This window comes from Crocosphaera sp. XPORK-15E (assembly GCF_034931425.1).
GTDB lineage: Bacteria > Cyanobacteriota > Cyanobacteriia > Cyanobacteriales > Microcystaceae > UHCC-0190.
Genome location: NZ_JAYGHQ010000011.1, coordinates 178,379 through 193,291 on the forward strand (window position 1 = coordinate 178,379; position 14,913 = coordinate 193,291).

Genomic DNA, 14,913 nt, shown 5'->3' on the forward strand with positions numbered 1-14,913 from the left:
ATGATGAAACCATTTAAAATTGTTACTTTAAGCATCCTATCAACCCTTTTAATCAGTCATTCTGCTTACGCTGATCAATGTTCTTACGTTGAAAAAGAACAAGCATTAAAAGCAGTCTCATTTTTAAGTTTAAATCAACAAATTTATCTTTTTTGTGAACCCTGTGGCGAAAAAGTTCCTCGATCTGTTACCATTGAATCAGTAGCAGCAGGAACCGTCGGTTATCAAGATTTTTGGCAAGTTTCTATTAATGGTAAAGGGGTTGATTTAGCTTATACTTATGTCCCTTCCAGTCTTGAGCAAAAACCGATTAATTTAGCCGCACTTTCGGGATGTTCTGCGGGTGATGTTAGTCCTTTTATTAGTTTTTAATCCTGTTTATATTTTGTAGGGGTTTAACACCGTTAAACCCTGTAAAAGATGAAACCCTCTAGGACATAATGGTATTATATCCCTACACCGTTAAACCTGTGATGATCATTTATTCTTCTTCTGGTGAATTTAGAGAATTGAGGAATGATTGAAACTGTTTATCTTCCCGAATGTTATCAAAGTCTGTATCAGTTTTTGCCATATCTTTATAATTAGGATTAAGATTAATCGCTTGTTGTAGATTTTCAATGGCTAATGTTACATTATTTTGTAGGGCATAATAACAAGCTTTGTTATACCAAGCTTGATGCAAATCAGGTTTAAATTCTAAAGCCTGATCATAAGAAGAAATTGCCTCCTCATACCTTCCTAAATTCCCTAAAGCAACCCCTCGGTTATTCCAAGCTTCATGGAAATCAGGTTTAAATTCTAAAGCCTGATCATAAGCCGAAATTGCCTCCTCAAACCTTCCCAAATTCCCTAAAGCATTCCCTCGGTTATTCCAAGCTTCATGATAATCAGGTTTAAATTCTAAAGCCTGATCATAGGAAGAAATTGCCTCCCCAAACCTTCCTAAATTCCCTAAAGGAACTCCTCGGTTATTCCAAGCTTGATGATCATCAGGTTTAATTTCTAAAGCCTGATCAAAAGATGAAATTGCCTCCTCATACCTTCCTAAATTCCCTAAAGCATTCCCTCGGTTATTCCAAGCTTCATGGAAATCAGGTTTAATTTCTAAAGCCTGATTATAAGAAGAAATTGCCTCCTCATACCTTGCCAAATTCCCTAAAGCAACCCCTCGGCTATACCAAGCTTGATGATCATCAGGTTTAATTTCTAAAGCCTGATCAAAAGAAGAAATTGCCTCCTCATACCTTCCTAAATTCCCTAAAGCAACCCCTCGGTTATACCAAGCTTCATGGTAATCAGGTTTAATTTCTAAAGCCTGATCAAAAGATGAAATTGCCTCCTCATACCTTGCCAAAAACTCTAAACCAAGCCCTCGGATATACCAAGCTTCATGGTAATCAGGTTTAATTTCTAAAGCCTGATCAAAAGATGAAATTGCCTCCTCATACCTTCCCAAATTCCCTAAAGCAAGCCCTCGCTTAACCCAAGCGTCATGGTCATCAGGTTTAAATTTAATAGCAGTTTCACAACAATCAAATTGTGTCTCATATTCTTCTAATTCATAAAATTCTGCACCCAGACTCCACAAAAATAACTCACTACTAAAATCTGGATCATCTTCTGTAGCAATCACTTCTGCTTGTTGTTTTGCTTGTTGTAAATAACTCAGTCTTTGTGATGGATAACAGCGTTTAGACTTGTAGAGTAAAGCAACAAACTTTGCGATTCCTTCTAAAGCATTAAGACGGCGAAAACATCTGTGAATTGTTTGATCAATTATCTCCTTAGATAAATTGTATTCTTCAAAATATTCATAATTAATCGGATATTTTTCTAAGACAGCATAACTCCATAAAACAGCAACAATAATTTCTCGTAAAAATTGACGTAGGGGATAAATTAACATCGATTCATCATCACGAGATAAATCCACTTCTGTCATAATTTCTCCCACAGGAATCTGCACTATTTCATCTTGCTTAAAATATCGTGCTGCAAATAAATGGGACATTAATTCAACTTCACAGGTTTGTTTTCCACCATAAAGAGAATGATAGAGAAAATCTATTGTATCCCTTCCCCAATCTGAATTATTATATTGTTCAGCAGGGGAACTATCAGGAAAAATCTTCTCATTTCTTTGTGCTTTAAAATAGTCAGCTAAACTTTGATGAGTTTCTCTAAACTGTTGTTCATCCTGTCGCCAAAATTCCTTTCTAAAGACATCTCGCGCTACATCATCTAACCGATATACTCCATTAATATATTCCACAAAATCTCGTTGTGTTAACCACTCAAAACAGTTTAATTGTTCATCTACTGCTGTCTTAAAATATAACCCATCTTGTTGACTAATTAAAGCTTCAATAATGGGTTGATTAAACCGCCGACAACAAGCCGCTAATTGAATTACTTGCTGTTGAGTTTTATTTAATCCTTGTAATAGCAAATTAACCACATCTTGATTTAACTGAGAAAAATCAATATTATCTCCTCTCTCTTTTCTCTCTCGAATTTTATCTAAATAATAAGGTAAACCCTTAGTTACCTTAAAAATAGTATTAACTATGTCTGAATCTGTAATATTTATCTGTTCTAAATAATGCCTAGTTTGACTTTTATCAAACTTATCTAAACCCCTTTCATAAATAAACTGTTTATCCTGTTGTAACTTACGCCAAGGTTCATTTTTTAAGATGTTTTTTCGACCAGCAATAATCAGACAAACCTTACTCTTATTTAAGTCACTATTACCGATTAAATATTGCCACAACCAACCATCAATATCAATAGTAGATTTTTCATAAGTATCAAACACCAAAACAACAGGCTTTTTACGCTGTATTAAAGACTCAACAAATGCCTTAGTTAACTTCGGTATCGGTTCCAACATCAACGCCTTTAATTCTCTATTTTTCTTCGTTGCTTGATGTTGATCTAAAAATGAGCCAATTCTATCCTTTGCTGATAACATTAAACCTCCCACTTGAAACGCTGTTTCCGTTGTTCCCTTAATTACAGTATCAGGAATAGCAGCAGCAGGAGTCAATTTAATTAAAGCACTTGCACCCTCACTAACTAAACTTTTAACCAAATTAATTTGTTCCTTATCAACCTCTTTTTTACCCTCAATAGGTGTATTTTTTAACTCATTAATTGTGTCCCAATACTGTTGATAAAGTTGCTTAAAAGGATCTTTTTGTAGAAGATTTCTTTGTAAAATATTATCATTTGGTAACTGTTTATACAGAATATCCATTAATTTAATGCTGTTATCTATATCAGGAGTAAAGCCAAAAGAAACCTCAAGAAAATCTGCCTGATTTTGATAATCTTCTTTCAACTTGCGAGTCAAGCGAGTTTTACCCACTCCCCCCATACCCCAAACATGAAACACAAACCCATCATGATTATTGTCCAACCTTTCAACAAAAGCAGCTTCTAAAGCTACCGCACTGTCACGGGAAACATAAGGAACATTTGACATCAAATTAAAGACTTAAAAATTGTGTTTAAACCACCACTATTCTACCCCAACCTTTCTATTTTCGCCCAATTCCATTAACTATCAACTCTAAACTATTAACTATCAAATAGCTTGACTTATCAGAACATATAAGATACAGTTTCTTCTGTAAATTGTCTTACTCCTTTTAGCACGTTTCTTAATTGCTTGCTAAACCTTTGAGTAACAAGGCGAGGTAGTGAAGGAAACATTAAAATCATGAAATACACCCGTTTTTGGCTCCAACCCTTAGCAATTTTTGCCATTGCATCAGTTGCTTGGACAACCCCCAGTTTGGCAAATGAAGTCAACACAAACACCATTGATCCCGAATATTTTCAAGAAGAAGAATCCATTGAAATTGAAGTTCCTATTCCAGAAAATAACACCGTTGGAACTTGTGCTGCCGTCATTGAACCCGCCCTTGATAGTATCATTGGTCGCTATCAAAATAATTGGGGAGTTTTAGTCGAAAAATTAGAAGACGGAACCCTTTTATATAGCCATAATGCTGATAAAAAATTCATCCCCGCATCTAATAACAAAATCTTTACCACAGCAGCAGCATTATCTTTGTTAAGTCCCCAATCAAAAGTCGGTTCAAAATCCTTACGAGAGTGGGTTAATGTTACCAACGTCAGAAGCAATAATTATTACGCTGACACCCTGTTACGTCATATTGGAGGGCCACAAGCAGCCAAAAACGCCTTAACTCAACTTGGGGTTAATCCTAGCAGTTTTAGTCAAGTAGATGGCTCAGGCTTATCTCGACGCAATGTTGCCACTCCCAGGGCTTTAGTAACCACCTTACGGGCCATGTATTACACCCCCGCCAGGGACGTATTTTATGCCTCCTTACCCGTTGCCGGAGTCACAGGAACCCTGAGAAACCGCATGAAAAGCACACCCGCCCAAGGGGCTGTTCACGCCAAAACAGGCACATTAAAGGGGGTTCGCGCCCTCTCAGGTTATATGAATCATCCTGACTTTGGAATCGTGGTATTTAGCATTCTAGCCAACAATTTTAGTGTCTCTGGCAACGCTCTGATCGGTTCTATTGATAAAATTGTTCTACAATTGAGTACCGTTCGCCCTTGTGATTAATCTAGGAATACAAGCCCGCGAAGGCGGGCTTCATTTGTATAGCCCCAGGCTTTAGACTGGGGGAATGTGAAAGGAATGTGAAAGAATGAAATATCAATAAATCAAAATTGTTGCAAATAGCTCTGAAGAAAGACTATCATTGTCAATTAATAGAACTTTGTGAGAGCAAGTTATTATGCCTCCCTACACTGCCAATTCCCTAAAAGCTGAACTCAATGCCAGAGGTTGGCGTTTAACTCCACAACGAGAAAAAATTTTACACGTCTTCCAAAACCTTTCCAAAGGTCATCATCTCAGTGCCGAAGAACTTTATGAACTTCTTGAACAGAGAGGAGAAACCATTAGTCTCTCCACGATTTATCGTAGTGTTAAATTGATGTCTCGGATGGGAATTTTACGAGAATTAGAACTAGCAGAAGGCCACAAGCACTATGAACTTAATCATCCCTATCCTAACCATCATCATCACATGGTTTGTATCCAATGTAATAGAACCACTGAATTTAAAAGTGATTCTATCTTAAAACAGAGCCTTAAGCAATCTGAAAAAGAAGGATTTCAACTCATTGACTGTCAACTTACCGTCATGACAATTTGTCCTGAAGCTATTCGTATGGGTTGGCCTTCTTCTCTGCCTAGTCATTGGTCTTGTACCCGTGCTATTTCTGATGCTGATCATCATCATTCTTTGGATTTTGAATCAGAAGAATAGTTAGGTAATTAAGAAGCAGACATTCCTAATTGAAACCCCAATGCTTTCTTTTTCATCAGTTGAAAAATATTGTAAAAACCATTAGCACGAGAAGGGGTTAAACTGACGTTAAGACCAGTTTCTTCAATAAAATCAGGGGTAACTTCTAAGATTTCATTAGGAGTTAACCCATTTAAACCTTCAATTAATAAAGCCACTAAACCCTTCACTAATTGAGCATCAGAATCTCCCTGATACCAAATTTTACCATCTTTTAAATCAGCGGTAATATAAACTTGAGAAACACAGCCTTGAACCTTATTTTCTTCTAGCTTACCATCTTCAGGCATTGGCTCTAATTTTTTGGCATACCAGAGTAATTGTTCATAGCGTTTTTTGGGATCAGACCTTTTTTTGAACCGTTCAACAATATGGGCTAAGTTAGGAGGTAAAGAGGCAGAGGCAGCAGACATAGACAAACTCTCAAATCACTTGATAATCCAGATCTCATCCTAGCAAAAATAATCCTCTTATAACTCTTAAAAAAAAATAAATTTAGACAGGGAGAAAAAATAAAACAATTATCATTGAATCATCAATTTGATTTGCTCACCTACTTAATATTAAGACTTTATTATTATGAAATTTGTTGACGAATACCGCAGTGCTACCTTAGCCCAACAATATGCCCAAAAAATCGCCCAAATTACCAGCCAACCCTGGACAATTATGGAGATTTGTGGTGGACAAACCCATTCCATTGTCAAATATGGAATTGATACCTTATTGCCCAAAGAAATTACCTTAATTCATGGCCCTGGTTGTCCCGTTTGTGTTACCCCCATTGAGTTAATTGATTGTGCTTTAATTATTGCCAGTCTTCCTAATGTAATTTTCTGTTCCTTTGGGGATATGTTACGAGTTCCTGGAACCCAAAAAGATTTACTCACAATTAAAGCAGCAGGGGGCGATGTTCGCATTGTTTATTCACCCTTAGATAGCCTCAAAATTGCTCAAGATAATCCTAACAAACAGGTCGTATTTTTTGCAGTTGGCTTTGAAACCACCACGCCAGCAACCGCTATGGCAGTTTATCAAGCAGCAAAACAAGAAATTAAAAACTTTTCTTTATTGGTGTCTCATGTCTTAGTTCCCCCCGCCATGGAAGCCCTTTTATCTTCTCCTAATTGTCTGGTTCAAGGATTTTTAGCTGCGGGCCATGTTTGTACAGTCATGGGTTATAAAGCCTACGAAACCATTGCTCAAAAATATCAAGTTCCCATTGTTGTAACAGGGTTTGAACCAATTGATATTTTCCAAGGAATTTACCTCTGTATTCAACAATTAGAAACCGGAAAAGCCTACTGTGAGAATCAATATATTCGCTCAGTTAAATCTGAAGGAAACTCATTAGCACAACAATTAATTCAAGAAATTTTTGAAGTCGTTCCCCGTTCCTGGCGAGGCATTGGAGAAATTGGAGAAAGTGGGTTAGGATTGCGCTCAGAATATGCCCTCTATGATGCCTTAAAACGCTTTGAAGCCCCCTTATCCTCCGTGACCCCATCTAGCACCCCAGAGGTGTGTATCAGTGGCGAAATCATGCAAGGTTACAAAAAGCCCCATGATTGTCCAGCCTTTGGCACTCAATGTACCCCAGAAAAGCCATTAGGGGCCCCGATGGTATCCTCAGAAGGGGCTTGTGCCGCCTATTACCGCTATCGCCATCACCAAAAACTATCCCTCTGACGACTCAGGATTCCTGAAGGAAATATTACAAAATATTAAGAAACAATAGTGAATGTCAACACAATGCAAGAAAATAATTGGGTCAGGTTGCTTGGCAACAGCTAAAGTTGACACACCCATTAGCAACCCTTTTTCGTATAAGATGTCAGCCTAAGAGCATCTAATTCATTTTATTGGGAGGAATCCATCAATGAGTATCGTCACGAAATCAATCGTGAATGCTGATGCGGAAGCCCGCTACCTCAGCCCTGGCGAACTAGATAGAATCAAAGCCTTTGTCACCACTGGTGCTGCTCGCTTACGCATTGCAGAAACCTTAACAGGGGCCCGTGAAACTATTGTCAAACAAGCAGGCGATCGCCTTTTCCAAAAACGTCCTGACATCGTTTCTCCTGGTGGAAACGCTTACGGCGAAGAAATGACCGCAACCTGTTTACGGGACATGGACTACTATCTACGCTTAATCACTTATGGAGTGGTTGCTGGTGACGTTACCCCCATCGAAGAAATCGGCTTAGTTGGTGTCCGGGAAATGTACAAATCCTTGGGAACCGACGTAGGTGCCGTGGGTCAAAGCATTCGTGAAATGAAAGAAGTTGCCACAGGAATGATGTCTGCTGATGATGCGGCTGAAGCTGGTTCTTACTTCGATTATGTTATCGGTGCAATGGGCTAAGACGAGTTAGCCATTACCCAATATTTGTAAGACTGTTGAAGACTAGGCAAGATTAAGGAAGCAAAACTATGCAAGACGCAATTACCTCTGTCATTAATTCCGCCGACGTTCAAGGTAAATACCTTGACGGTTCCGCTCTGGACAAACTGAAGGGCTACTTCGCCACCGGAGAACTCCGTGTGCGCGCTGCTGGTGTCATCAGTGCCAATGCGGCTGCGATCGTTAAAAGCGCTGTCGCCAAATCCTTACTGTACTCCGATGTCACCCGTCCCGGTGGCAATATGTACACCACCCGTCGTTATGCGGCTTGTATTCGTGACCTCGACTACTACCTCCGCTATGCAACCTATGCCATGTTAGCTGGCGATACTTCTATCCTCGATGAGCGTGTACTCAACGGATTAAAAGAAACCTACAACTCTTTAGGTGTTCCCGTCTCCAGTACAGTGCAAGCCATTCAAGCTATGAAAGAAGTAACTGCTGGCCTGGTTGGTAGTGATGCAGGAAAAGAAATGGGTGTTTATTTTGACCACATTTGCTCTGGCTTAAGCTAGAACAACTGATGTTCACAACCGATTAAAGGTTGTCCATTAGAGGTTCGGGAAGTCTAGAGTGAGTGCTAGCTGGTTAAAGGCTTAATCTTTGCTGCTAAAGATGAGTTTTGACGAACTAGTATTGACTCCTGACTCCCGAACTTTGTTGTATTTAGACAACAGTCAACAAAAATTTTTGACGAAAATTTGGAGAATTCAACCCATGAGAATGTTTAAAGTGACTGCTTGTGTCCCTAGTCAAACGAGAATTCGGACTCAGCGGGAATTGCAAAATACTTACTTCACAAAATTAGTTCCCTATGATAACTGGTTTCGGGAACAACAACGCATCATGAAAATGGGCGGTAAAATCATTAAGGTACAACTAGCAACTGGTAAACCTGGTACTAACACCGGCCTACTCTAAAAATCAGCTAGTATCAGAAATTGTGAGTTTTCAACTCAACTAAAGGGAGGTCAACTGTGGCCTCTTTTTGCTTGGCGAAAAATCCCGGAAAAATCCTCCGAGAAGGATGGTAACTAAAACAATAAATTTGGGAATCCTTAGAAAGAATAGGCTGTTTAAGCAGACTCCATTTGTCCTATGCCCTTATCTCAAGAGCTTACTATTACCCTTATATAACCCGTCACCCTATCTTTTAATTCAACTATCTATTCAAAAAACAAATGTCAAACAATTCTAAAACACAATCCCTTGATTTCGAGGCCACCATGATCGGTCAACAACAGTCTGGCTTTGATGTCACCATTATCGGCGAAGAATCACCCAATTTCGAGGCCACCATCGTCGGTGATGCAGAAATCAGGGAAGAAATACCCCATAGTTTTGAGCAAACCCCACCCCCTGATCTCCTCAAGTTAAACGAAGCGCAATCTGCTGCTGTTGTCACCCTCGTTAATAAATTTCTCGCCAAAGCCGTCGAAAAACAGGCTACCCACCTCCAGATTGAACCCGAAGCCAACTTTCTCAGTATTCGCTATCGTCAAGGAGAAAGTTTTAAACCCCTGATAGATCCATTACCGAAAAAGCTAACCCCTGCCATCATCTCACGCTTAAAACTCATGGCAGAATTAGACATTACCCAACACGAAACCCCGCAAAAAGGTCGGATTCGTAAACGAGGAGGCGGACGAACCATTTATTTCTCGATTCAAACTTTGCCCAGTTTCTATGGGGAAAAAGCCCTGATTCGTGTCTTAGATAGTGCCATTAAGCCTTTGAGCTTATCTCAACTCATTGCCGATGAGGTGAGCAAAAAATCCTTTCAAATGATCAATCATCGTTCTTCTGGATTATTATTAGTCACCAGTCCTCATAAAAGCGATCCCTCTGCCCTGCTTTATGGACTGCTCTGGGAGGAAAATCATAATCCTAACGCGATCGCTACGGTGGAAGAATCCATGAGTTATCTTCTGTCAGGGATTAAGCAAATTGAGATCAATCCTGATGCAGAACAAGACTATGCCGATGTGCTGCAATCCTTGGTAGGACAGGATAAACAGCGGATTATGGTGGATCGCCTGCCCGATCCCTCTGTGGCTCGGATGGTAGTAGAAATGGCCCGTAATGACCATTTTATGTTGACCAGTTTAAGTGCGGAGAATGGCCTCAGTGCGATCGCCTTATTAAGTCAGATGGTAACGCCCAGCTTGTTGGCCGATACCCTAATTGGGGTAATTCATCAACATTCTGTCCGTCGTCTCTGTCCTACCTGTCGCACCGTTCATCAACCCAGTGCTGAGGAATTAGCTGACTGGGGCATTCCCCCTGAGAAACAAGCCCAAATCACCTTTTATCAAGCTCGTAGCTTAAATGAGACAGAGATCAAACAAGCCAGAGAAAAGGGGCGACTGTGCCGACAATGTAACGGAAAAGGCTATCACGGGGAAATTCAACTTTACGAACTACTTCAAAGCACGCCCGCCCTCAAAACGGCGATCGCCCAAGGAGCAGAACTAGAATCCCTGAAACAAATTGCTTTATCAAATCAGGATACATCGCCCCTAGAAGCAGGTTTAGCCTTAGTCTATCAGGGAGAAACAACCTTGGCAGAATTAAAGCGATTATTTCCTGATTATGTTCAAACTTCTATGGCCGATCAAGAGGCGATGATGTTACCCGTTGATCTAACTCAACGATTGGCAACTGTTGAACAACTGTTAATGACTTTGACCGAAGAATTCCATCAACTCAAACAAGCATTAAACCCGACTATTTCCCCTGTCAAAGTTCCCTTTGTTTCCCAGGAAACCCCGTCAACTATGAAACCCCTGGATCAAGCCGAAGCTTTCAAAAAAACTGAGATCCCTGGAGATTTGCCCCAAGAAATTGATCTCTCCAAAGAAACTATTGCCTCTGGGGTTAGTTTTTATGAAGAATTATCAGATCCAGGTGATTGGGAAGCACTCAAACGAGAATTAGACCCCAATAAAGAAACTATTGCGGCAGATTTTTCTTCCGATCAAGACTGGCCCATGGGGGAAAGGAATAATCCGTTTAAATCTATTCCCGATCCTTGGTCATAAAAAAGATCCCCTAAGATTAATTGAGATTTGTCCTCATAGCTCTATCCCCCTTAGCCAAGACAGTGTAAACTGACTTTGCTACAAATTTAAGTATGTGTCATGGAACTAGAATATCCTGAAGATCTTCGATACTTAGACTCCCACGAATATGTTCGGTTAGATGGGGAAATTGCCACCATTGGCATTAGTGAATTTGCCATTGATCAACTGGGTGATCTGGTCTTTTTAGAATTGCCGGAAGTCGGAGAGTCCCTAGAAATTGGGGAAAGCTTTGGACACATCGAATCTGTCAAAGCGGTAGAAGATCTCTACCCCCCAGTTTCGGGAACGGTAATCGAATGCAATCAAGCGATGATTGATTCTCCAGAACTTATTGCCGATGATCCCTATGGAGATGGATGGTTACTCAAAGTTCGGGTGGAAAATCCTGATGATGAATTGGATGATACCTTATCAGCTACGGAATATCGCGCTCTGGTAGAAGGGGAGGATTAACAACTCCCCTCACCTTTAGGTGAGGGGATTCTTCCTTCACCGAAAAATGCCTCCTAAAAGCAGTGCTTTTACTTGGTCTTACTCTTTCTCCAGAAGCTACATACGATATTTCTCAAAGGCACTCATTAAGGTTGCATCAGGATTATCAATACAATAATCTGTTACTTTATTCGTTGCTTCTCGTAAGGCAATGCTATCAACCATCATTTGATTTTTTTTAGCACTGATAAATCCATGAAAAAATACTAGGGTTAGTCGTTTGTCTTCCCCTGGCATTTTTAGAAGTTCTCGACAGCTAACTTTACTCAAATCAATTTTGGTATCTTCCGCATTTTCTTGGGCAAAACTGGGCATGATTGCCAGTTCATTAACGATGGCAGTTAATACCAGAATTCCCAAAAGTTTCTTGACTAATTTCATGGTAACTCCTCAATTATGATGATGGAAACTTATTTGTTATCTGAGGGGTGCGCCCCGCATACAATCATTAAAAGCTTGTTGAAAAAGGCTATCATAATCTGATGCTCGACGCGCACTACCGCCAATGATCCCGACAACTGAACCAATGGCTGCACCTGTTCCAGCACCACTTCCCCCATCAACAATAGCACCAATGGCCGCACCACTTGCCGCACCTCTGGCCCCTCCTCTCAAAAAGCCCCCTCTCGCATTGCGATCGGCGAAATCTCTGGCATATCCTTCACAATAAGATTGAGAACGAGATGACCATTGAGCGAGGGTAATATGAGGAGAAAACAACAGAAAATTAGCCGCAATAATTGTGCCAATTGTTAATCGTTTTTGTCCTTGTCTTGACATAGTTTTACTAAGTTTGGATACTATGATTGTGTGATTGTATCATCTTTTATTCTAATTGATCGAACCTCACAAATTTTTATCTGAATTTTACCGTAAAATTGCCCTAATTTCAAGGACGTTCAACAATTGACAATGAACAATGGACAATTGACAATTACCTCTACCTAAAAGGTAGAGGATTGAAAATAAGGAAAATTTTTTTAATTTATCCCCTTAAAAGAGGAGGTTTTAAACCAAATTAACCAATTGTCAATTGTCAATTGTCCATTGATAAGTATTCTCTCGGAAAGATGGGTAATGATCAAAATCCGTAGGTTTTCGAGTTTACTTTCAAGGGGTTAAATTCTATCATTGGAAGTAACCTACTATGAAAATTTATAAAATAGTAACGCTCAAGAATCAAGAGGTTAATTATGTATACAACTCAATCACAATCAATGTTTAATACTCTAGAAGGATACGAAAATTTTGTGAGTGAATTACTGGAAAAAGAAACAAGTCTAATGGTTGATCCTTTGCTAGAGTGGGAAGATGCCATTCGTAGCAGTAATTTTCTCTTAAAATCAGCCGAAAACTAATTCAATCAAAGGATATTGACAAAATTGGCAATGTTCACACTTCAAACTAACTCAGGATAGACTAAAATCTTAACTATCCTGGGTATTTTTTGCGCCCTTGGGTCAGATTGTTATACAGTTGAGAAGAAAAAAATGGCTGTTGTAATCTTAACCCGATCGCCTAGATAATGAAAAGTTTGTGGAATGACCAAGATGCGGCTAAATATCCCACAGATTTAGCCTTAAGAGTATATACTTCCCGATTATTAGGACAAGATCCTTCCTTAGTCTTACATGGTGGGGGCAATACTTCGGTTAAAATTCGTCAAAATAATTTGGTTGGGGAAACGGAAGACATTCTCTATGTTAAAGGCAGTGGTTGGGATTTAGCTACCATCGAAGAAGAAGGGTTTGCTGGGGTAAAAATGCCCCATTTGCTGAAATTAGCCAAACTGAAGGCATTATCAGACTCCCAGATGGTCAATGAACTGAAAACCCAGATGATCCAGGCCAATGCGCCATCTCCCTCCGTTGAAACCATTCTTCATGCTATCTTACCCTACAAATATGTAGATCATACCCATGCGGATGCTGTTGTTACCATCACCAATACAGCAGAAGGCAGAAAGCGCATCGAGGAAATTTATGGCGATCGCGTGGTCATTATCCCCTACATTATGCCAGGCTTTGACCTCGCTCGTCTCTGCGCCCAAGAATTTGAGGTTCAAAGGGGAGATAATACGATCGGCATGGTATTAATGAATCATGGTATCTTTTCCTTTGGAGAAACCGCCCAAGAATCTTACCAACGGATGATTGAGTTAGTCTCTCAAGCAGAAGACTATCTACAAAAACATGATGCTTGGAATATTCCTCAAACTCCCGTAACTTTTCCCCAAACCCCCTTAAGTCATACCTTAGCGGAGTTGCGTTATCAAGTTTCTCAAGCTGCGGGGTTTCCCGTCATTTTGGCCCTACATCAAACCCCAAAAACCCTAAGATTTGCCCAAAGAGACGATATTCAGACTATTTCCCAACAAGGGCCCGCCACACCCGATCACGTTATTCGTACCAAACGCTTGCCCCTATTGGGACGGGATGTACAGGGATATATAACCGCCTATCAAACCTACTTTAACACCCATCTAGCCCAAGCTAAAGAGACGAAAACGATGCTAGATCAGGCCCCTAGGGTAATTTTAGATCCAGAATTAGGATTAGGTGCGATCGGACAAAATGCGAAAGCAGCAGCCATTGTCGCTGATATTTATGACCATACCATTGATATTATCGAACGAGCTACTCTCCTGGGAGGTTATCAAGCTTTACCGCCTGATGATATCTTTGATGTGGAATATTGGGAACTGGAACAAGCAAAATTGGCCAAAGGGGGGAAACCGCCTGTTTTTGCGGGGGAAGTGGCCCTAGTTACGGGGGCCGCGTCGGGTATTGGCAAAGCTTGTGTAGACTCCTTATTAAAACGAGGGGCCGCAGTGATAGCACTAGATATTAATGGGGAAATTACCCAGTTACATAAACGCCCTGATTTTTGTGGTATCCCTTGCGATCTTACCGATGAAACTGCTATTAAACAAGCCTTAGAGCAGGGAATTAGACAGTTTGGGGGTATTGATATGATGATTCTCAATGCGGGCATTTTTCCGCCGGCCTGTCGAATAGAAAACCTTTCAACCGAACAATGGCGACGCATCATGAATATTAATCTGGATGCTAATTTAGTCTTAATGCGAGAGGTATACCCTTTCCTTAAATTAGCTCCCAAATGCGGTAGAATCGTCGTTATTGGCTCGAAAAATGTGCCGGCCCCGGGCCCAGGGGTTGCGGCTTATTCTGCCTCCAAAGCGGCTTTAAATCAGTTAACCCGTGTGGCGGCTTTAGAATGGGGTCAAGATAAAATTCGCCTTAATTCTATTCATCCTAATGGGGTATTTGATACGGGTATTTGGACAGAAGAAGTGTTAGAAGCCCGGGCCAAACATTACGGTTTGACAGTGCAAGAATATAAAACCAATAATGTGTTAAAAGAAGAAGTTACCAGTCAAGATGTGGCGGAATTAGCTGCCTCGATGTGTGATGGGTTATTTCGCAAGATAACCGCGGCCCAAATTCCTTTAGATGGGGGAAATGAAAGAGTTATCTAATAACAGCTTGAGTTCGTAGTAAGGGCTTTAGCCCTTCTAATAAGCCCTAAAAGCTTACTACAAACCTAAAAT

At 40.2% G+C, this 14,913-nt stretch carries 15 protein-coding genes; 11 read left to right on the forward strand and 4 right to left on the reverse strand.

Features of this window, described 5'->3' with window-relative positions; genetic code table 11:
- A complete protein-coding gene (locus VB691_RS14065) occupies positions 1–372 on the forward strand; it encodes a hypothetical protein (RefSeq protein WP_323292126.1) in 372 nt (123 codons plus the stop codon).
- 109 nt (positions 373–481) lie between these two features.
- On the opposite strand, the gene VB691_RS14070 is transcribed toward VB691_RS14065, so the two are convergent.
- Complete coding sequence (locus VB691_RS14070; RefSeq protein WP_323292127.1) at positions 482–3,490, reverse strand: tetratricopeptide repeat protein; 3,009 nt, start codon at positions 3,488–3,490, stop codon at positions 482–484.
- 237 nt (positions 3,491–3,727) lie between these two features.
- Between VB691_RS14070 and VB691_RS14075 the strand changes: the two genes are divergently transcribed.
- Positions 3,728–4,612: a D-alanyl-D-alanine carboxypeptidase gene (locus VB691_RS14075; RefSeq protein WP_323292128.1), complete on the forward strand. Its 885-nt coding sequence runs from the start codon at positions 3,728–3,730 to the stop codon at positions 4,610–4,612.
- A 175-nt stretch (positions 4,613–4,787) separates the two neighbouring features.
- The gene (locus VB691_RS14080) at positions 4,788–5,324 is read left to right on the forward strand and encodes a transcriptional repressor (protein WP_323292129.1); all 537 of its coding nucleotides are present in this window, start codon (positions 4,788–4,790) and stop codon (positions 5,322–5,324) included.
- Between the two features lie 8 nt (positions 5,325–5,332).
- Here the strand turns inward: VB691_RS14080 and VB691_RS14085 are convergent, their stop codons facing one another.
- Positions 5,333–5,776, reverse strand: a complete 444-nt coding sequence (locus tag VB691_RS14085; protein ID WP_323292130.1) for a SufE family protein — start codon at positions 5,774–5,776, stop codon at positions 5,333–5,335.
- A 166-nt stretch (positions 5,777–5,942) separates the two neighbouring features.
- On the opposite strand from VB691_RS14085, the gene hypD reads away from it, so the two are divergent.
- The 6 genes from hypD (at position 5,943) to gcvH (ending at position 11,303) form a co-directional block, all read left to right on the forward strand.
- Entirely contained in the window at positions 5,943–7,052 is a 1,110-nt protein-coding gene (gene hypD / locus VB691_RS14090) for a hydrogenase formation protein HypD (protein WP_323292131.1), read from the forward strand.
- 190 nt (positions 7,053–7,242) lie between these two features.
- Complete coding sequence (locus tag VB691_RS14095) at positions 7,243–7,728, forward strand: allophycocyanin (protein WP_323292132.1); 486 nt, start codon at positions 7,243–7,245, stop codon at positions 7,726–7,728.
- A gap of 68 nt (positions 7,729–7,796) precedes the next feature.
- Entirely contained in the window at positions 7,797–8,282 is a 486-nt protein-coding gene (gene apcB / locus VB691_RS14100) for an allophycocyanin subunit beta (RefSeq protein ID WP_323292133.1), read from the forward strand.
- Between the two features lie 202 nt (positions 8,283–8,484).
- Complete coding sequence (locus tag VB691_RS14105; protein ID WP_015145928.1) at positions 8,485–8,688, forward strand: phycobilisome linker polypeptide; 204 nt, start codon at positions 8,485–8,487, stop codon at positions 8,686–8,688.
- 260 nt (positions 8,689–8,948) lie between these two features.
- Positions 8,949–10,808: a GspE/PulE family protein gene (locus VB691_RS14110; protein ID WP_323292134.1), complete on the forward strand. Its 1,860-nt coding sequence runs from the start codon at positions 8,949–8,951 to the stop codon at positions 10,806–10,808.
- A gap of 99 nt (positions 10,809–10,907) precedes the next feature.
- A complete protein-coding gene (gcvH, locus tag VB691_RS14115; RefSeq protein ID WP_323292135.1) occupies positions 10,908–11,303 on the forward strand; it encodes a glycine cleavage system protein GcvH in 396 nt (131 codons plus the stop codon).
- A 96-nt stretch (positions 11,304–11,399) separates the two neighbouring features.
- On the opposite strand, the gene VB691_RS14120 is transcribed toward gcvH, so the two are convergent.
- Positions 11,400–11,723 carry an HdeA family protein gene (locus VB691_RS14120; RefSeq protein WP_323292136.1) on the reverse strand — a complete coding sequence of 108 codons (324 nt, stop codon included), beginning with the start codon at positions 11,721–11,723 and terminating at the stop codon, positions 11,400–11,402.
- 36 nt (positions 11,724–11,759) lie between these two features.
- Positions 11,760–12,122, reverse strand: coding sequence for a hypothetical protein (locus VB691_RS14125; protein ID WP_323292137.1), 363 nt, complete (start codon positions 12,120–12,122; stop codon positions 11,760–11,762).
- A gap of 413 nt (positions 12,123–12,535) precedes the next feature.
- Between VB691_RS14125 and VB691_RS14130 the strand changes: the two genes are divergently transcribed.
- Positions 12,536–12,700: a short-chain dehydrogenase gene (locus VB691_RS14130; protein ID WP_323292138.1), complete on the forward strand. Its 165-nt coding sequence runs from the start codon at positions 12,536–12,538 to the stop codon at positions 12,698–12,700.
- A gap of 167 nt (positions 12,701–12,867) precedes the next feature.
- The gene (locus VB691_RS14135; RefSeq protein ID WP_323292139.1) at positions 12,868–14,841 is read left to right on the forward strand and encodes a bifunctional aldolase/short-chain dehydrogenase; all 1,974 of its coding nucleotides are present in this window, start codon (positions 12,868–12,870) and stop codon (positions 14,839–14,841) included.
- Positions 14,842–14,913: the final 72 nt, after the last annotated feature.